Source organism: Bradyrhizobium iriomotense (genome assembly GCF_030160715.1).
In the GTDB taxonomy this organism is placed as follows: Bacteria; Pseudomonadota; Alphaproteobacteria; order Rhizobiales; family Xanthobacteraceae; genus Bradyrhizobium; species Bradyrhizobium iriomotense.
Genome location: NZ_BSOW01000002.1, coordinates 34337 through 51354, shown reverse-complemented (window position 1 = coordinate 51354; position 17018 = coordinate 34337). Strand labels below are relative to the sequence as shown.

The window sequence follows — 17018 nt, the reverse complement described above, 5'->3', positions numbered from 1 at the left end:
GGTCATCCAGCCGATCGGATCAGATGATCCCGAATGGACGTGATTTCTTCCCAAGTCCCTGCGCTTGTTGCGAACCTTATTGCGAATAATTCTCAATAGCAACAAGCGCAGAATGTCGCAGGCGATGGTTCGCATCCTTGTGTGACGGGACTGCAACATCGCCCAGCGCGAAAAAGATGACCCCGTCCGGGGGGACAACCGGACGGGGTCGGGGGCACGACACGGGGTGGATGAGGCGCCCGTGTCGGACGCAGGATCCACTCAGGGATTTGGCCTCAATTACGTAAGATCAGTAGCAAGTGCGGACGCGGCCGAGGTAGTGGCCGAAGGCGTCATACTGGGCGACCCAGCCGCAGCGGTGATAGCCGTAGTAATAGGGATCGTTGCTGGCGGCGATCGCCGTGCCGACGATGGCGGCGGTGGCGATGCCGGCGCCGACGCCCCAGCCCCAGCCGAGCGGCTTGGCCTCGGCGCTCGAGGTGGTGGACGCAACGCTTGCGGTGATGGTCAGGGCCGCGAGAGCAGCAGCGGCAATCTTGGTCTTGATCGACATGTTCAACTCCATCCGGGGTGAGGCGGTCCGTTGTGGCCCGCGTGCCCAGTTGGACGGAGGCTTGTGCGTTCGGGTTCGAAGCGCGAAAAGTTGGTCTCCACGTCCGACCGATAATCCAGGAATCTCAATGAGATATGAGCTAAGAAAGGGGGCCTGACGCGAGCCTGTTCACGTCGAAGTTATCGACCTCGGCCAGCAGCTCGCAGAAGGCCCGCGCCCCCCGGTCGACGAGCTGCTCGCCTTTCTCGGCAGAGGCAAGTGTCGCGTTGCCGACGGCGCCGCTCGGATGCAGGTCCTGCGCCTGCCAGGCGAATGGTGCGGGCCGCTGCGTCGACAGCCAGCGATATTGCTGCTCCATCGCGATGCTGCTCGAAGCAAAATCCGCGATCGCATCCTTGCGCACCTCTGACGGATAGCGCGCCAGCATGATCGAGGTTTCGACTGCTCCGCCATGGATGCCATGGCGCACTTCGTCGGCGGGAAACAAATGCTCCGCGCCGGAGAGACGTGACCACGACGTCGTCACCACGAGCAGCTTTTGATGCGCGCGCAGATCCTGCGCCACCAGCATCATCGCCGCGCTGTTGCCGCCATGGCTGGTGACGATGACGAGCTTTCGCAGGCCCGCGCGTGCGACCTCCTCGCCGATCGCGGTCCATCTCTTCAGCGCCGCCTCGGTCGGCAGCGTCTGCGTGCCCGGATAGTCGATATGCTCGGTGGAGATTCCGATCCGCTCAACCCCCAGAAACGTAACAGGAAGGTTTTCGGGCGCGAGCTCGCGCACCCGCGCAAGATACGCCTCGGCGATCAGCACATCCGTCTCGAGCGGCAGGTGCGGCCCATGCTGCTCGGTCGCCGCCAGTGGCAAGACCGCGATCCAGCGCGCCGGTTCCGCGGGGTCAATCTCGCTCCAGCGGATGTCGGTCCAGTCGCGGGATGGTCTCATCGTGGTTTCTTTGCGCGAATTTGTAACGTAGTTTGCAGGTCTCGAGGGGACGCGGGCCGGCCGGCCGCGTCCCCGAAATTCTTGTGGTTTATCATGGTCCAGAACGATCGACGGAGTCCAATCATGCGTCCCCTTCATCTGCGGCGAGCGTTAACGGCAGGCTTGATCGCCGCATGCGTGTCGGTCCTGCCGGCGCGGGCCGAGACCCTGGACAAGGTCTCCTTCGGCACCAACTGGGTCGCCGAGGCCGAGCATGGCGGCTTCTTCCAGGCGGTCGCCGACGGCACCTACAAGCGCTACGGGCTCGACGTCACCATCGTGCCGGGCGGGCCCAACGAGAACAACCGGATGCTGCTGATCGCGGGCAAGATCGATTTCTTCATGGCCGCCAATACGCTGATGTCGTTCGACGCCGTCACCAACAACGTGCCCGTCGTGACGATCGCCGCGATCTTCCAGAAGGATCCGCAGGTGATGCTGACGCAGCCGGATGCCAAGGTCGGCAAGATCGAGGATCTGAAGCCCCTGACGCTGTTCGTCTCCAAGGAGGGCATGACCAGCTATTTCCAGTGGCTGAAGTCCGAATACGGCTTCAGCGAGAAGAACGTCCGGCCCTACAATTTCAACCCGCAGCCCTTCATCGCCAACCCCAAGAGCGCGATGCAGGGCTATGTGACGTCGGAACCCTTTGCGGTGGAGAAGGCCGCGGGCTTCAAGCCCAACGTGCTGCTGCTCGCCGATTCCGGCTTCAACACCTATTCCACGCTGATCGAGACCCGCCGCGAGATCGTCGAGAAGAAGCCCGACCTCGTGCAGCGCTTCGTCGATGCCTCGATCGTCGGCTGGTACAACTACATCTATCGCGACAATTCCGCCGGCAACGCCATGATCAAGAAGCTCAACCCGGAAATGAGCGACGATCTGCTCGCCTATTCGGTCGCCAAGATGAAGGAGTACGGCATCGTCGATTCCGGCGAATCGTTGAAGAACGGCATCGGCGCCATGAGCGACGAGCGCTACACCTCCTTCTTCGACAAGATGGTCAAGGCCGGCGTGGTGCGCTCCGACATCGACTATCGCAAGTCCTATACGCTGCGCTTCGTCAACAAAGGCGTCGGCGTCGAGCTGCGTCCGGGCAAGCCGTAAAAGCGAGCCGATGGCGGACGTCAGAGCTTCGTCCGGGGGCGATGTCGGGCTGACGGCGCTGGCCGTCAGTCTGCGCGGCGTGACGAAAGCCTATGACAACGGTGTGATGGCGCTCGGGCCGTTCGACCTTGCCGTGCGCAAGGGCGAGTTCATCTCGCTGCTCGGGCCGTCCGGTTGCGGCAAGTCGACGGTGCTGCGGTTGATTGCGGGCTTGAGCGCGCCGAGCACGGGAACTGTGCGGGTCTCGCGCCATGAGGGTGTGACGCGGCCGGGGCATGCCATCGGCTTCGTGTTCCAGGAGCCGACGCTGATGCCCTGGACCAGCGTGCGCGAGAACGTGCGGCTGCCGCTGAAGCTTGCAGGCGCCGGCAAGGCCGAGGCGAACGCGCGCGTGGATGAGGCGCTTGCCAGCGTGGGCCTTGCCGATTTTGCCGGCGCCTTTCCGCGCGAGCTCTCCGGTGGCATGAAGATGCGGGTCTCGCTGGCGCGTGCGCTCGTCACCGATCCCGACATCCTCTTGATGGACGAGCCGTTTGCGGCGCTCGACGAGATCACGCGCTTTCGTCTCAACAACGACCTGCTCGCGCTATGGCGGCGCCTGCGCAAGACCGTCATCTTCGTCACCCATTCGGTGTTCGAATCCGTCTATCTCTCCCAGCGCGTCGTGGTGATGACGGCGCGGCCGGGCAGGATCGGCGCCGACATCCGTATCGAGACCGTCGAGCCGCGCGGGGAAGAGTTTCGCACCTCCGCCGGCTATGCCGATTATTGCCGCAAGGTGTCGAGCGCGCTCGCGCCGTCCTATTCCGGGCAGTCGGTGCTATGAGCGCAGAGCCCGTCGCTCCGGCAAAGCCCGAGAATGGCGCTTGGCGCGTCGCGCGCTTCGCGTTTCCGGTCGTCGTCTTTGCGGCAGGCCTCATCGCCTGGGAATTCGTGGTCCGCATCAAGCAGATCCCGCCTTATGTGCTGCCGGCGCCCTCAGCCGTGTTGCTGACGCTGATCAAGGACTGGGCGGTGCTGTCGCAATCGCTGGCCACCACCTTGCTCACCACGCTCGAGGGTTTTATCGCAGCCAGCCTCGGCGGCATCGCGCTGGCGCTGCTGTTCAACCAGTCGAAATGGGTGGAATATTCGCTGTTCCCGTATGCGGTCATCCTGCAGGTGACGCCGGTGATCGCGATCGCGCCGCTGCTCCTGATCTATCTCGACCAGGAAACCGCCGTCGTGGTCTGCGCCTTCATCGTCGCGTTCTTCCCGGTGCTGTCCAACACCACGCTCGGGCTGAATTCGGTCGACCGCAACCTCGCCGGCCTGTTCCAGCTCTATGGCGCCTCGAAGCTGCAAACCCTGCGTTTGCTGAAATTGCCGGCGGCCTTGCCCTACATCTTCGGCGGCCTGCGCATTGCCGGCGGCCTGTCGCTGATCGGCGCCGTGGTCGCCGAGATCGCGGCGGGAACGGCCGGGGCCGGATCGGGTCTTGCCTACCGGATCGCCGAATCCGGCTATCGTCTCAACATACCTCGCATGTTCGCAGCGCTGCTTTTGCTGTCGCTTGCCGGGATTGTCATCTATGGGGTGCTGGCGCTAATTTCGCACCTCGTTTTACGGCGCTGGCATGAAAGCGCCCTTGGAAAGGAAAACTGATGACGGCCGCTCCGATTTCGTCCGAGAAGATCGATCTTCTGATCTATGGGCCGGTGCGGCCGATTCTCGAAAATGGCTTCTCCGACCATTTCGTCGTGCACAAGGCGGAGACGCGGGCCGACCTCGAGCGCCTGACGCCCGCCGTCCGCGAAAAAATCCGCGGCGTGGCCGTGACTTATCACACGGTGCGGGCCGACAAGGATTCATTATCGCACTTCCCGAAGCTCGAGATCGTGGCGAGCTTCGGCGTCGGCTACGACCACGTCGATGCCAAGTATGCGAGTGAGCACAATATCGTCGTCACCAATACGCCTGACGTGCTGACCGAGGAGGTCGCCGACGTCGCGATGGGTCTTCTGCTCGCCACGCTGCGCGAGTTCATCAAGGCCGATCGCTATGTGCGCTCCGGCCTGTGGCAGACCCAGAACTATCCCCTGAGCGTCGGCTCGCTGCGCGACCGCAAGGTCGGCATCGTCGGCATGGGTCGGATCGGCCAGGCGATCGCGCGCCGGCTCGATGCCTCGCTGGTGCCGGTGGTCTACCATTCGCGCAATCCGTCCAAGGACGTGTCCTACAAGCACTATCCCGACCTGATCGAGATGGCGAAGGCGGTCGATACACTGATGGTGATCGTCCCCGGCGGCGCCAGCACCAACAAGATGATCAATGCGGAGGTCTTGAAGGCGCTCGGTCCCCGCGGTGTGCTGGTCAACGTGGCGCGCGGCTCCGTCGTCGACGAGCCTGCGCTGATCCAGGCGCTGAAATCCGGCACCATCCTCGCCGCCGGTCTCGACGTGTTCGCAGCCGAGCCGAACGTGCCGGACGAGCTCAAGACCATGCAAAATGTCGTCTTGCTGCCACATATCGGTTCGGCATCCGTGGTAACGCGGAACGCGATGGACCAGCTCGTGGTCGACAATCTCAAGACCTGGTTTGCCGGCAAGCCTCCGATCACGCCGGTCGCGGAAACCCCGGTGAAGAGTCGCGGATGACACATCTTCGGGTCGGTGCGTGGACAATCGTCGCGGCGCTCGTCGCCGTGACGGCGCCTGCGCAGGCGCAGGATGCGACGACCCTGAAGAAGGACATGGTCGGGCAGTGGGAGCTGTCCACCACCGAGCGCAGCAAGACCTGCGTGGTGACGCTGAAGGGCGACGCGGCTGGCCATGCCTCCAAGCTCGAGCTGGAGCCGGCCTGCAAGACCGCACTGCCCTTCACCAAGGACATCACGGCCTGGAGCGTCAAGGGCCTCGACATCGTGCGGCTCCAGGATGCGACCGGCGAATCCGTGATCGACTTCACCGAGGTCGAGGCCGGCATCTTCGAGGGCTTGCGGCAGGGTGAGGGCGTCTACATCCTGCAAAATCTCGCCGCCGCCCGCTCGATGGCCAAGTCGATGGACCAGATGATCGGCGACTGGGCCATGGTGCGCGGCAACGGCGAGCCGGTCTGCACGCTCGTGCTGACCAACACCGAAGCCGGCCCCGACAATTTCCAGGTCTTCCTCAAGTCGAAATGCGACGCGGCGATCACGCAGTTCAACCCGACGCAATGGCGGCTCGAGCGCGGCCAGATCATCCTGATGTCGAAGGCCGGCGAAGCCTGGCAGTTCGAGGCCGACGACAACGCGCAATGGCGGCGCGTGCCCGACACCGCCGATCCCCTCATCATGCTGCGGCAATAGATCCGGCGTCGAACGCGGCTACGCAGCGGCTTTGGGCCGGCGCGCTGCTTTTGCCATGATGTCCTTGCGGTACTCGCTCCGGTGCATCGTCCGCACCTCGAAATGTTGGAAGTGGCGTTCCTTCGCACGTGAGCCGTAGATCTCGTGGGCGGATGTCCCGTTGCTCACGATCTGATAGCCGTTCTTCAGGGTCTGGAACGGACGCTTGACCATCTTGAGATGGTCGAACTGCGCCGGTCCCGGCTTGTGCCAGGATTCGAAGAAGGCCGGATGCACGAAATCGCTGACTTCGATTCCGTCGATCGAATAGATCTCCTCCTCGACCGCGTCGCACATCTCGTAGGCGTAGAACTTGCCGTCGTCGCTCTGGGCCCAGAGCTGGGCGCCGGGATCGATCAGCATCTCCAGCAGCTCGTGCGAGGCCGTCACGCTGACCTTCTCGCCCGCGGCGATCGTGGTCTTGACGAACACTTTCGAGACCGGCTGACCGTTCTTGGTGAGGTCGTGATAGCCCAGCGCATCTGCTTCGTCGGCGTCGTCGAGAAAGACGACCTGCCATTCGCCGGCCTTCGCCTTCTTGGCGACATAGAGCTTGGCCGGATATCCCCAGATCGGAACGAAGTCGCGCTGGAGCTGCTTGGCCAGGGCTGCGACCAGCTTGGTGAGATCGACGCCCAGCGGGGTCTTGGCCAGATTGACGAAGGCGATCGTCGGGAATTGTCCCTGATTGAATGCAGCGGCTCTGATGACCATGTGCTTTCTCCAAAAATGTTTTCGAAAATACGAAGTGGAAAAGGTAGTAGAAATAAAAACATAACACTATAGGTAGTGTGACTTCGGCCTGTCAAGCACGTGGACCGATCCCGCCGGCCGTTCGGACTCCGGGAACAAGCCGGGCGGAATCGCCGTTGCCACAACGGTCACGATTGCGATGGGATTTTGCGATGGCCAAACGTGTGCTCGCGATCGGCATCGAGCCAGGCAGCGCGGATTACAGCGCGTTCCCGCAGCTCGCACCCGAGCTCGTGCGCAGCCATATCGACGCGCAGCTCCTCCGCCTCACCGATCTCGGCTATGACGTCACGAGCTGCCTGATCGATCTCGACGAGACCGCGGAGGCCGTGGTCGCGTCAGCCCTGCGCGAGGCGAGCTTTGACTGTGTGGTGATCGGCGCCGGCCTGCGCGAGCCGAAGGAGCGCCTGCTACTGTTCGAGAAGGTGCTCAATCTCGTGCACCAGCTCGCGCCGAACACTGCGATCTGCTTCAACACCAATCCGGCGGATACGGCGGAAGCCGTGCAACGATGGATCGAGCCTTGAGGGCGGGATCCCGCATCAGGCGTGCCGCACGCTGCTGACGATCGATCCCAAGGATAAGGAATATCCGAAGGCACGGGCGGCCTTTGTGCGACTGCGAAAGATCGAGCGGGACGCGGTCGGTTGACGGGTATGCGCCAGCGCCGGATCGCGCCGTGACGGCGGGCGGGTGCGCCTGACCAAATGACCTCGCCACAGCCGGTATGACCGACGCCCGCCAAATCTGAGACCATGGCGACATCGCGTGGCGCCTCACGCCTGAAAGTGCGTGATTGCGCTGGCCCGAATCCGCCGCCAACGATATGAAGGGCCACGTCACACTGGAGGATTGAGATGCTTCGAGGACTTGGAATGGCCTGCCTGGCGGTTGCGATGCTGGCCCCGGTACATGAGGCGACGGCGCAGGATGCCATTGGCGGCGCCATCATCGGCGGCGTCGGCGGCGCGATCCTCGGCGGTGCGGTCGGCGGCAGCCGCGGTGCCGCGGTTGGTGCGATCGTCGGCGCCGGTACGGGCGCGGCCATCGCCGCCGAAGGCGAGCGCCGCCGCTCCGGCTACTACGCCTATCAGCGCGGCTGCTACATGCAGCGCCCCGATGGCGCCTATGTGCGCGTGGATCCCAGATACTGCTACTGAACTGCGACCTGGTTCGATCCGATGCCGGCGTCGCTAGAGCATGATCCGGAAAAGTGTGAAGCGGTTTTCCGGAAAGATCATGCGCAAACAACAACCTAAAGCGCGATGACGATTCATCCCAATCTCATCGCGCTTTAGTCGAAGCGCGTTTCGACGCGTCTCTGCCGGTATGCCTGCATGTCGACCGGAGCAGGCAACATCATTGGGCTCATTTTCTCGATCTGGTCCAGAAGCCGGTCGATCATGTAACCCGGGCTCAGCAACGACAGGCCCGTGCTCCACATGCGCTCGATTGTCTGATTCACCATCGATCCCCTCTCTTCGATGATGAATGAGTGTGACACACATACCCCGCAGCACGAAGCGGAGAGTTAACAAATGGTAAACAGGAGTGGTCTTAGCTCACGTTCGACGAGTCCGTTCCTGACTAAAGCGCGATGAGATTGGGATGAATCGTCATCGCGCTTTGGATTGTTGTTTGAGCATGATCTTTGCGGAAAACCGCTTCGCACTTTTCCGGATCATGCTCTAGCTTCGATCCGCACGCGAGCGCGCTATGCCCCGACCTTCGCCAGAACGTCTGCGCGCAGAAAGCGCTCGATGAACAACATAAAGAGCACGGATGGTACCAGGAGGATCAGCGCTGTGATCGAGGCGACCTGGTAGTTTCCGCCCATCGCCGCATTGTAGAGCAGAAGCGGCAGCGTCGTGACTTGCGGAACGCCGACGAAGAACGTGCCGGTGAACTCATCCAGTGATTCCAGGAAGACGAAGATGCCGCTCGCGATGACACCGGGCGCAGCCAGGGGGAGCGTCACCGTGAAGAAGGTGCGCAGCGGCGAGGCGCCGATGTTGCGGGCCGCGAGTTCGAGATCCCTGTCGACCGCCGCGAAGGCCGCGGCCGCGATCCACACGGAATAGACCAGGCCATGGGCGGCGTGGACCAGGACGACGCCGAGCACCGTGCCGTTGATGCCGAGATTATAGAAGATCCGCGCCACGTTGATGTAGATCGCCACCGAGGGAAAGGCCTGGGGCAGCAGAAACACGATCATGAACAGCGCGCGCACCGGCAGCTTCAGGCGCGCCAGCGCGTAGCCCGCCGGGACGGAGAGCGCGAGCGCGACGACGACCGTCAGCACCGCAATCGAGACCGAGGTCCCGAGCGAGGCCATGGCATCGCCGGTCGGGCGAAAGACCTGCTCCCAGTACCGGGTGCCGTAGGTGACCGGCAGCTTGTAGGGCGTGTACCAACGCTCGGCCACCGACCACAGCACCAGATTGGCGAGCGGGCCGATCAACGCGAAGGCGAAGGCGGCGAGAACGATGCCCGCCAGCGAGGCGCGCAGCAAGGAGGCGATGCGGCTCACGGCGCGCTCTCCTTCGCCATGCCGTGCCGGAGGTAGAGGATCGCAGCACCGGCGCTGATCAGGTAGGTGATGACGCCGAGCGCATTGGCCGTGGCATAGTCGCCATAGGCGTTGATGCGGAAGGCCATGTCGACGGTCAGCATAGTCGGCTGCGAGCCGGCCACCATCATCGGCACCGACAGCACCGAGAGCATCGTCACGAAGGAGAGGACGAGTGCAACGAGCAGCGTCGGCATCACCTGCGGTAGCGCCAGCTCGAGCAGAACCCTGAGCCGCGAAGCGCCGAGATTGCGCCCGGCCTCCAGCGTTGCCCGGTCGAGCGCAGCCAGCGCGCCGGCCAGCAGCAGCGCGACGAACGGGGTCTGCTTCCACACGAAGGTGATGATGATCCCGCGCCAGTCGAGATAGCTCACCGCCTGCAGCGGCTCCATCAGTCCGAGCGAGACGAAGCTGTTGTTCATCAGCCCGTTCTTGGCGAGGAAGGTGCGCATGCACTGCGCGGCCACGATGAAGGGAATGAACAGGGGCCAGCGATAGAGGGCGCGCAGCGTTCCGACGATCCACGGATTCTCGCCGAGCGTCAGCGTGCCGGCGATGGCGATCGCCGCCAGCGCCGTCAGCGCACAGGAGCTCACCACGATGACAATCGTGAAGAGGATGTCGCCGGAATAGAGCTCGAAGGCCTTGCCGAAGGCCTGCAAGGAGAACCCGCCCTTAGGGTCGGTGAAGGCCGAGGCGAGAGAGAAGAGAAGCGGATAGAGGAACAGCGCCGCGACGAGCGCGAGGCCCGGCGCGATCAGCAGCAAGGCGAGCTGGCGTTGCGACAGGCTCATGGCCCTCAGTTCGCGACCTTCTTCTCGTAGCCCTCGAGGATGTCGTTGAAGTAGGGCGCGATCGGGAAGGGTTTTGCGTTCTTGGACAGGTCGGTCGGGGTGATGTCGGTGAAGAGCTTGTCCCAGGCCGCCTTGTCGAGCTTGCCTTCGAGGTTCTTGGCGTCGATGCCCGGATACCAGTTGAACTTCTTGACGATGCCGTCTGCCTGGACCTGCGGGCTGGTGGCGAGCGCGATGAACTCCTCCGCCAGCTTCCGCTGCGTCGCCTTCTCCGGCACGGCGTAGTACATCGGCTGGCCGAGCATGCCGGGCGAGGCGAGCTTGAGCTTCATGTTGGGCGGCAGCTTGCCGTCAGCCTGCCAGGAATAGAACATGTCGACCCAGACCGGTCCCATCGCGATCTCGCCGCGGTTGAGCATGTCGAGCGTGCCGGCATTGCCGGGCGTGATGACGACGTTCTTGTTGAAGTCCTTCAGCTCGCTGAAAGCTGTGTCCCACTTGGCCTTCTCGGCCGGATCATACGGTCCCTGGATCAGCTTGCCGGCGTCGCCGCCGAAGGCATAGACCCAGCCGGCGACGAAAGCCACGCCGGACATGCCACCCTTGATGCCATTGTAGCCGAACTGCTTCGGGTTCTTCTTCGCCCACTCCTTCAGCTCGGCGAAGTTGTCCGGCGGGTTCTTGAGCATGTCGGCATTGTAGGCGAGCGCCGTCTGCGACTGGAACATCGGGATGACGTAGCCCGAGACGTCGGCGCCGAGCGCGTTCTTGGCGGTCTCGCTGGAAACCAGCTTTGCCGTGTCGACCTTGTCCGTGTATTTCGCGAGCAGCCCTTCCTTCACCATCGTCCCGGCGGCCTTCTGGTGGATCACCACGACGTCGAAGTCGGTGGTCGCGGCGGCCTTCTGGGCGTCGAGCTTCTCGTAGATCTTCTGGGAGCCGGCATCGCCGGGGCCGGTGCCGACGGAGATCACCTTCACGCCGGGATGGCTCTTCTCGAACAACGGGCCGAGATAGTCCTTGACGTAGTCGACCATGTTCTGGTCGCCGGCCGAGGCGACATTGAGGGTCTGTGCGGCGAGAGGCGAGGCTGCGAGCAGCGCCGCGAGGGAAAAGGCTATCGGGAAAATGCGCATGGGTCTGGCTCCGTGTCAGGCAGCGGTGGCGGCTTCAGTTGCCGGGAAAATGTGAAGGCGTCGCACCGGGATGCGCAGGCCGACGGCAGCGCCCGGTTCATGTCGTGCCGTGTCGTCGATCGTGATCTGCCGGCCGGCCGCCTCGACGCGATAGCGATAGAGGCCGCCGGGATAGCTGCGCGCGGCGATGCGTCCGGGCACGAGGAGATCGCCCTGCGGCGCCGCGTCGGGCGCGTCGAGACTTGCGGCATCGTCGCGGAAATAGGCTACGGCCTCGCCCGCGGGCAGCGCGGTGGCATCGTGGTCCGCGAGCCGGGCGACCGCGGCGCCGGCGCTGACGGCCGTTCCGTCCGCGCTGCGCGCGACATGTACGGGCAGGACGTTCTCCGCACCCATGAAATTGGCGACGAAGGCGCTCGCCGGCCGGTCGTAGACCTCCTCGGGCGTGCCGATCTGGGCGATTCGCCCCGCCTGCATGATGACGAGCCGGTCCGCCATGGTCATGGCTTCCTCGCGATCATGCGTGACATGGATGGCGGTGACGCCGAGCCGCTGCTGGATCGCGCGGATCTCGTGGCGCATCGTCATCCGGATCTTGGCGTCGAGATTGGACAGCGGCTCGTCGAGCAGCAGGATGCCGGGGTCGACCGCCAGCGCCCGGCCGAGCGCGACGCGCTGGCGCTGCCCGCCGGACAGCGCCGTGACCTTGCGCTCCTCGTAGCCGCTGAGGCCCAGCATCGCGAGCAGCGAAGCCACCTTGGCGGTGATCTCGGTCTTGGCGGTGCCCCGCAGCTTCAGCCCATAGCCGATGTTCTGCAGCACGGTCATGTGCGGCCACAGCGCGTAGGACTGAAACACCATCGCCATGCCGCGCTTCTCCGGTGGCAGCAGAGCGACGTCGCGGTCTCCGACCACGATCGAGCCGGAGCGCACCGGCACGAAGCCGCACAACGAGCGCAGAAGGGTGGTCTTGCCGCAGCCGGAAGAGCCCAGGAGGGCGGTGAAGGTGCCGGGAGCAAAGTCTAGGCTGACGCCGTGCAGGACTGGGGTGCCGCCATAGGCGACATGCAGGTCGCGCACCTGGATAGCCGCGCCGGCGCACGACACGCCCTGCGTTTCCGCCTGCACGATCCGTCCCTCCATGCCGCTCTGATTTTGCCAGAATGGATTTGCTCTTCCATTCCGCGACCGGCTTGGAATAAACGTAACGATCCGTAGCGTGCTCATGCAACAGATTTGTGAAACCATGCCTGCCGACGCCGACTTCGCCCGCATCCGCAAGCCTGCCGCCCTCGGGGCTGTCGGCCGATGACGCCGGCAGAACTCGAATTGCGACGCCATGCCGTCCAGGGCCTTGTCGCCGAGGCCGGACGCATGGCGCTCGACTATTTCGGCAAGCAGGAAAGCCTCGGCGTCAGCATGAAAGGCGCCCAGGACTGGCTGACCGTTGCCGACGGAGCCGTCGAGGACTTCCTGCGCCAGCGGCTGGCCGTGCTCTTCCCGACCGACACGGTGATCGGCGAGGAGGGCGGCGGTGCAGCGAGCGATGCGGTCTGGATCATCGATCCGATCGATGGCACCTCGAACTTCGCCCGCGCCGACCGCAACTGGTGCATCTCGATCGGATTCCTGCTGAACCGCATCCCCACGATCGGGATCGTGGCCGCACCCGCGCTGGACGAGCTCTATGTCGCCCGGCGCGGACAGGGCGCGACGCTGAACGGGCGGCCGATCGCCGTCTCGGGCACCGAGGACCTCACGCGCGCCACGATCGAGCTCGGCTGGTCGACCCGCATTCCCTATGAGCGCTACCTTGCCATCCTGCAGCGCAGCTACGCCGCTGGCTGCTCGGTGAAGCGCTCCGGCTCGGGCACGCTCGGGCTCTGCCATGTCGCGAACGGGCGCACCGACGCCTATGCCGAGTTGCACATCAATGCCTGGGACGTCGCGGCCGGCATCGTCATCGCCGGTGAGGCGGGCGCCTCAATCAGCGATTTCTTCGCCGGCGACGGCATCAGCAAAGGAAACCCAATCCTCTGCTCCACGCCCGCGCTTGCTCCGCAGCTGCGTGAGATCACGGCAATTTCCTGAAGCGCGACGCTTCATCCCAATCTCATCGCGCATTAGACCAGCTTCATACCGCGCAGGCTCGCATGCCCGCTCTTGCCCACGATGATGTGGTCGTGCACGGCAATGCCGAGCGGCTTGGCGATGTCGATCATGGCCCTGGTCATCTGGATGTCGGATTGTGCAGAAACACGTCAATCGGTCCATCGAATTGTTTCCAGGAAAGTTTCCGCAGGCCGGACCGCTGTTGCGCCCGCAGTATGAACGGCTCCCCAATGGAGACATCTGATCTGCGCCACGCAAATCTCCCCTCACGAGGTGCCTCGGCCGATGGTTGATAAATGTATTGCATGCCATCTTAAGATGTTTAAGATGAGGTGCCGCTTTAGCGCTAATCCATTGGTCCTTTCCTCGGAAATGAGAGCCGTGGAAAAGGGAGGCCTCGAAAGCCCCGAAGATCGCTAGGCGATGATGATGATTTTCTCTGGCTCATAATCAGTCCGCGCATCGATTGGGCGGCCGCAGGAGCGATTCATGTCCATTCAATCGCCCAAGCCCTTCAATATTGCCTCGTCCGTACTCGACACCAGCGCCGCGCCCGCCGATCGCTTCGTCCGGATGAACCACTTTGTCGCGTATGCGCCCGAAGGGCCCGCCGTGCTGCTGCCCGGTTACCGGTCGACCTATGTGGGAATGGCCGCTGCGCTCATGCCGGAAATCGTGCGCCAGACGGTGCTGAAGGATCACAAGGAAACGCTGGACTATGCCACTGCCGTGGCAGCGATTGTCGCTAAGCCATCGCAGCCGGGCGGGGGATTGCCCGCGGCTCAACGGAGTGCAGCGCTACAGGTCAATCGCGAAATTGAGGCCCTGACCCAGCAGCTGCGGCGGCACGATCAAGGCGGTGAGAATGCAGCGTTGCTGCCGGGCCTGCAGCGCATCCAAGAGGCCAGCCAGCAGCTGCTGCTGTCCACCGGCCCGGCGGCCGGAAGCACTGGCCCTGTCGCACCGAAGCGGCCGAGCCTGGTAACGCCCGAGCAGCAGCTGGCGATGCTGCTCTCCAACGAGATCGGTTTTCTCTATCTCGACCGTACGAGGATACGGCCGATCGGTTTTGCCGTGGGCGAGTTTCTCTACTCCCTTAGCCTTGCGCCTGGCGAGGAGGTGACTCTCGAGCAGAAGACCTACTCGGAGCGCCAGACGAGCCTGGAGGATTTGCAGGACCAGGAAGCGACTCTTGACCTCGAATTGTCCTCGACTTTGACCGGAGAACTCTCCCAAAGCCTCAACCAGGAGCTGTCGCGGCTGGCCAAGGACAGCGAGTCCAATGCCGCGCATGTCGGTGCGGACATCGACGGGGTCAATGTGTCCATGGGGCCCAACAACTCCAATTCAGTCGACAATGGCGATCGCATCACGAGCACAACATCGGTCAAGAACACCTACTCGGCCAGCACCAAGGTCGCAGCGAAATATCGAACCCAGCACAAGATCACCTTCACCGTTTCCACCGTCAACAAATTCGAGACGTCGTCCAAGCGCGTCATTCGCAATCCCAACGCGTATACGCCCATCGACCTGATGTATTTCAAGATCCTCAAGCGCCTGCGGCTCAGCCAGGAGCGCTATGGCGTCAGGCTCTGCTGGGCACCGGCCATCCGCGACCCGGCTGGGCCGTTCTGGGCGCGGATTCTGGCAATGAGGGACGCGCTGTTCGCCGCAGCCAGCAAGGCCTCGGCCGGCCCCCGACCTGTGCCGCCCGACCCGCCGGCAGCCGCACCCCCCGTCGTCGCCTCGACGGTGATGGACGCCAACCACTTCGATTGGTTCAACGGCAGCCAGAGTTACGACTACGACGTCACCATCGCTGCGCCGGCGGGCTACGTCTGGGATGGCGATGCGGCTTTCGTGAGCTCCAGCGTCGTGTTGGCGTTCAGCGGATCGCGGCCGGCCGCTGCAGAAGTCCGGATGCCCAGCAACGACGGTACGGGTATGAAATGCATCGTCCATGTCGGTGCGGTCGACCGTCTCTGGGTCGATTTCAGCACGTTCCCTCCGACGCCCCATCTCGACGCGACTGGCACGGCGTCGTTCCAGGTCTCCGCGCGCTTCATACCCAGCAACGTCCAAGCCGCCGACGACTACAACCAGAAACTCGCTGCGTGGAAGACCGCGGACGACGCCTGGCAGTCGCAGGATTCCCAGATCAAGGCCGCTGCTTTGGCCAAGGCGCAGAGCGACTGGGATGCGATCAGGCAGTCGGAGCTTGCACGGCTCAACCCGGTCTACGAAGCCTTCGGTGTTGTCATCACCCAGATGTTTCCCTCGACGACCCGCGACCATATCGACGAGATCGATAGATGGGAGCGCCTTTTCGACTGGTCGCAGGCCAGCCTCAAGCTTTATCCGGCGTGGTGGAACGGCACCGGCCTGCGCGAACCCTCGCTGGACCCGACCCATTTCGTCAACGCCAGCTGGGCGCGACTCTTTCTGCCGGTTCGGGTCGGCTCCGAGGCCGAGGCGATCAAGGCGATCTATCAGGTTAGCCAGGGCAACGCTCCGAACGCCGCGCTCGCAAAATATATCGACGATGTCACGGGCCAGCTGAACCAATACCGCCAAACGTCCTTCGGGAGCGCTACCGAGGTCGTGATAACGCCCTCCAGCACGGAGGGCGAATGCCCGACGACAAGTCAGCCCTTCGTTTGCATGGGCTCGTGGGAGGAAACGGTTCCGACCGATGGCACGCATATCGAAGTGTTGCAGTCCACGACGATTGCGGCCGACGACGACTCGCGTCAGCGGCTCGACGACGCCACGGCGCTGCGTGCCCAAGAGATCGAGCGTCAGAAGGTGGACAATGCGCTCCGCAACACGGTCAACGCCGCCGGCGCGGGGACTGTGACGACCAGCCTCCAGATGTGGCTGATGGACAAGTCCAGCGATCCGCAAACCTGACCGGAGGAAGGCGGGTGTCGACCCCACAGATGCTGCCATGGTACGGCGAGGGCCGTCTTTCCTTTCAGCTGCGGCGCTTCGCGACCATTCTGCTCGAGGAGAATCCCAACGATGTGATGGCCCGGCGTCTGGTCGATGCGTTGGCGGACCCCGCGGCGGCGGCCGGCTTCGTAGTTCGATTCTGCGGTGGCTTTCTTGATGGCTGCGGCGCGCGCCTGAGGGTATGGCGCGACGACCTGCAGAACGTGCTCACGAGCCTGGTCGCCTTCATCAAGGCCGATGGCGCCGTGCAGCTGGCCCTGGCCGGTGGCATCAGTCTGTATGAATTCTTCCGCGGGCCGTTCGAGCCAAAGACGCCAGCCGGTCTTTCGCTGCAGGTCCGGGACGCTCTCGAACGCCTGGACCTGATCCACGGCCTGGCCGCGCCGATGATGATGCTGGACGCCATCAATACGGCAGCCGCGGCTGAGCATTTCACCGACCTGCTGGGACTGCTGGCGGAAGACCTCATGATCTCCGTGTTGGACGACGCATCCGGCTGGATGCAGAAGTTTCTGCTGGCGCCGCTCCCGGAGCAAGGCCAGCTTCTCGGGACGTTCGTCGGGGAAGCATTGATCGAGTTCGCGCGGGGGATCATCGAGCCGCCCGAGCTTAGTCTCGCCGAGCTCGCTGCAAATCTCGAGCTCAGCGCCAGCCAGATCAAGGATCTGGCCGGCGTCGCCCCCTGAG

18 protein-coding genes and 1 pseudogene are annotated in these 17018 nt (G+C 63.7%); 10 read left to right on the top strand and 9 right to left on the bottom strand.

Translation table 11 applies throughout. From position 1 onward, the window contains the following. Nucleotides 1–289: 289 nt before the first annotated feature. Nucleotides 290–553, bottom strand: a complete 264-nt coding sequence (locus QQL28_RS02530) for a hypothetical protein (RefSeq protein ID WP_284260662.1) — start codon at nucleotides 551–553, stop codon at nucleotides 290–292. A gap of 139 nt (nucleotides 554–692) precedes the next feature. Next, nucleotides 693–1499 carry a creatininase family protein gene (locus tag QQL28_RS02525; RefSeq protein ID WP_284260660.1) on the bottom strand — a complete coding sequence of 269 codons (807 nt, stop codon included), beginning with the start codon at nucleotides 1497–1499 and terminating at the stop codon, nucleotides 693–695. Nucleotides 1500–1622: 123 nt separating this feature from the next. Between QQL28_RS02525 and QQL28_RS02520 the strand changes: the two genes are divergently transcribed. From QQL28_RS02520 to QQL28_RS02500, 5 genes are read left to right on the top strand one after another with little or no spacing between them, the layout of a single operon-like run. Beyond that, a complete protein-coding gene (locus QQL28_RS02520) occupies nucleotides 1623–2645 on the top strand; it encodes an ABC transporter substrate-binding protein (protein WP_284260657.1) in 1023 nt (340 codons plus the stop codon). 10 nt (nucleotides 2646–2655) lie between these two features. Continuing rightward, the gene (locus tag QQL28_RS02515; protein WP_284260655.1) at nucleotides 2656–3471 is read left to right on the top strand and encodes an ABC transporter ATP-binding protein; all 816 of its coding nucleotides are present in this window, start codon (nucleotides 2656–2658) and stop codon (nucleotides 3469–3471) included. Next, entirely contained in the window at nucleotides 3468–4289 is an 822-nt protein-coding gene (locus tag QQL28_RS02510; protein WP_284260654.1) for an ABC transporter permease, read from the top strand. The genes QQL28_RS02515 and QQL28_RS02510 overlap by 4 nt, the downstream gene beginning before the upstream one ends. Continuing rightward, nucleotides 4289–5281 (top strand): 2-hydroxyacid dehydrogenase, encoded by a 993-nt coding sequence (locus QQL28_RS02505; protein ID WP_284260651.1) that lies wholly within the window; start codon nucleotides 4289–4291, stop codon nucleotides 5279–5281. The genes QQL28_RS02510 and QQL28_RS02505 overlap by 1 nt, the downstream gene beginning before the upstream one ends. Further along, nucleotides 5278–5973: an AprI/Inh family metalloprotease inhibitor gene (locus QQL28_RS02500; protein ID WP_284260649.1), complete on the top strand. Its 696-nt coding sequence runs from the start codon at nucleotides 5278–5280 to the stop codon at nucleotides 5971–5973. The genes QQL28_RS02505 and QQL28_RS02500 overlap by 4 nt, the downstream gene beginning before the upstream one ends. An 18-nt stretch (nucleotides 5974–5991) precedes the next feature. On the opposite strand, the gene QQL28_RS02495 is transcribed toward QQL28_RS02500, so the two are convergent. After that, on the bottom strand, nucleotides 5992–6726 hold the full coding sequence (locus QQL28_RS02495; RefSeq protein ID WP_284260646.1) for a hypothetical protein: 735 nt from the start codon (nucleotides 6724–6726) through the stop codon (nucleotides 5992–5994). 191 nt (nucleotides 6727–6917) lie between these two features. On the opposite strand from QQL28_RS02495, the gene QQL28_RS02490 reads away from it, so the two are divergent. After that, complete coding sequence (locus tag QQL28_RS02490) at nucleotides 6918–7292, top strand: caspase family protein (RefSeq protein WP_284260644.1); 375 nt, start codon at nucleotides 6918–6920, stop codon at nucleotides 7290–7292. Nucleotides 7293–7622: 330 nt separating this feature from the next. Further along, nucleotides 7623–7925, top strand: a complete 303-nt coding sequence (locus QQL28_RS02485) for a YMGG-like glycine zipper-containing protein (RefSeq protein ID WP_284260642.1) — start codon at nucleotides 7623–7625, stop codon at nucleotides 7923–7925. A gap of 134 nt (nucleotides 7926–8059) precedes the next feature. Here QQL28_RS02485 and QQL28_RS02480 read toward each other — a convergent pair whose 3' ends face one another. From QQL28_RS02480 to QQL28_RS02460, 5 genes are all read right to left on the bottom strand, one after another. Next, nucleotides 8060–8233 carry a hypothetical protein gene (locus tag QQL28_RS02480; RefSeq protein ID WP_284260640.1) on the bottom strand — a complete coding sequence of 58 codons (174 nt, stop codon included), beginning with the start codon at nucleotides 8231–8233 and terminating at the stop codon, nucleotides 8060–8062. A gap of 246 nt (nucleotides 8234–8479) precedes the next feature. Then, the gene (locus QQL28_RS02475) at nucleotides 8480–9295 is read right to left on the bottom strand and encodes an ABC transporter permease (RefSeq protein ID WP_431309566.1); all 816 of its coding nucleotides are present in this window, start codon (nucleotides 9293–9295) and stop codon (nucleotides 8480–8482) included. After that, nucleotides 9292–10122 (bottom strand): ABC transporter permease, encoded by an 831-nt coding sequence (locus tag QQL28_RS02470; protein WP_431309573.1) that lies wholly within the window; start codon nucleotides 10120–10122, stop codon nucleotides 9292–9294. Before QQL28_RS02470 ends, QQL28_RS02475 begins: the two co-directional genes overlap by 4 nt. Before the next feature lie 11 nt (nucleotides 10123–10133). Then, nucleotides 10134–11264, bottom strand: coding sequence for an ABC transporter substrate-binding protein (locus tag QQL28_RS02465; protein WP_284260636.1), 1131 nt, complete (start codon nucleotides 11262–11264; stop codon nucleotides 10134–10136). A gap of 15 nt (nucleotides 11265–11279) precedes the next feature. Beyond that, nucleotides 11280–12407, bottom strand: coding sequence for an ABC transporter ATP-binding protein (locus QQL28_RS02460; RefSeq protein WP_284260634.1), 1128 nt, complete (start codon nucleotides 12405–12407; stop codon nucleotides 11280–11282). A gap of 165 nt (nucleotides 12408–12572) precedes the next feature. Between QQL28_RS02460 and QQL28_RS02455 the strand changes: the two genes are divergently transcribed. Further along, nucleotides 12573–13355, top strand: coding sequence for an inositol monophosphatase family protein (locus QQL28_RS02455; RefSeq protein WP_284260632.1), 783 nt, complete (start codon nucleotides 12573–12575; stop codon nucleotides 13353–13355). A 32-nt stretch (nucleotides 13356–13387) separates the two neighbouring features. On the opposite strand, the pseudogene QQL28_RS02450 reads toward QQL28_RS02455, so the two are convergent. Further along, nucleotides 13388–13516: pseudogene (locus tag QQL28_RS02450) on the bottom strand (JAB domain-containing protein); the annotation flags it as partial. Between the two features lie 349 nt (nucleotides 13517–13865). Here QQL28_RS02450 and QQL28_RS02445 point away from each other — a divergent pair. Then, nucleotides 13866–16289: a hypothetical protein gene (locus QQL28_RS02445; RefSeq protein ID WP_284260630.1), complete on the top strand. Its 2424-nt coding sequence runs from the start codon at nucleotides 13866–13868 to the stop codon at nucleotides 16287–16289. Between the two features lie 14 nt (nucleotides 16290–16303). Continuing rightward, nucleotides 16304–17017 carry a hypothetical protein gene (locus QQL28_RS02440; protein WP_284260628.1) on the top strand — a complete coding sequence of 238 codons (714 nt, stop codon included), beginning with the start codon at nucleotides 16304–16306 and terminating at the stop codon, nucleotides 17015–17017. Nucleotide 17018 lies beyond the last annotated feature (1 nt).

Bases quoted from the DNA above. Each gene is read 5' to 3' on its own strand.
- QQL28_RS02500 (WP_284260649.1), top strand. From the start codon at position 5,278: ATGACACATCTTCGGGTCGGTGCGTGGACAATCGTCGCGGCGCTCGTC.
- QQL28_RS02445 (WP_284260630.1), top strand. From the start codon at position 13,866: ATGTCCATTCAATCGCCCAAGCCCTTCAATATTGCCTCGTCCGTACTC.
- QQL28_RS02530 (WP_284260662.1), bottom strand. From the start codon at position 553: ATGTCGATCAAGACCAAGATTGCCGCTGCTGCTCTCGCGGCCCTGACC.
- QQL28_RS02460 (WP_284260634.1), bottom strand. From the start codon at position 12,407: ATGGAGGGACGGATCGTGCAGGCGGAAACGCAGGGCGTGTCGTGCGCC.
- QQL28_RS02515 (WP_284260655.1), top strand. From the start codon at position 2,656: ATGGCGGACGTCAGAGCTTCGTCCGGGGGCGATGTCGGGCTGACGGCG.
- QQL28_RS02505 (WP_284260651.1), top strand. From the start codon at position 4,289: ATGACGGCCGCTCCGATTTCGTCCGAGAAGATCGATCTTCTGATCTAT.
- QQL28_RS02495 (WP_284260646.1), bottom strand. From the start codon at position 6,726: ATGGTCATCAGAGCCGCTGCATTCAATCAGGGACAATTCCCGACGATC.
- QQL28_RS02480 (WP_284260640.1), bottom strand. From the start codon at position 8,233: ATGGTGAATCAGACAATCGAGCGCATGTGGAGCACGGGCCTGTCGTTG.
- QQL28_RS02490 (WP_284260644.1), top strand. From the start codon at position 6,918: ATGGCCAAACGTGTGCTCGCGATCGGCATCGAGCCAGGCAGCGCGGAT.
- QQL28_RS02465 (WP_284260636.1), bottom strand. From the start codon at position 11,264: ATGCGCATTTTCCCGATAGCCTTTTCCCTCGCGGCGCTGCTCGCAGCC.
- QQL28_RS02510 (WP_284260654.1), top strand. From the start codon at position 3,468: ATGAGCGCAGAGCCCGTCGCTCCGGCAAAGCCCGAGAATGGCGCTTGG.
- QQL28_RS02485 (WP_284260642.1), top strand. From the start codon at position 7,623: ATGCTTCGAGGACTTGGAATGGCCTGCCTGGCGGTTGCGATGCTGGCC.
- QQL28_RS02525 (WP_284260660.1), bottom strand. From the start codon at position 1,499: ATGAGACCATCCCGCGACTGGACCGACATCCGCTGGAGCGAGATTGAC.
- QQL28_RS02455 (WP_284260632.1), top strand. From the start codon at position 12,573: ATGACGCCGGCAGAACTCGAATTGCGACGCCATGCCGTCCAGGGCCTT.
- QQL28_RS02520 (WP_284260657.1), top strand. From the start codon at position 1,623: ATGCGTCCCCTTCATCTGCGGCGAGCGTTAACGGCAGGCTTGATCGCC.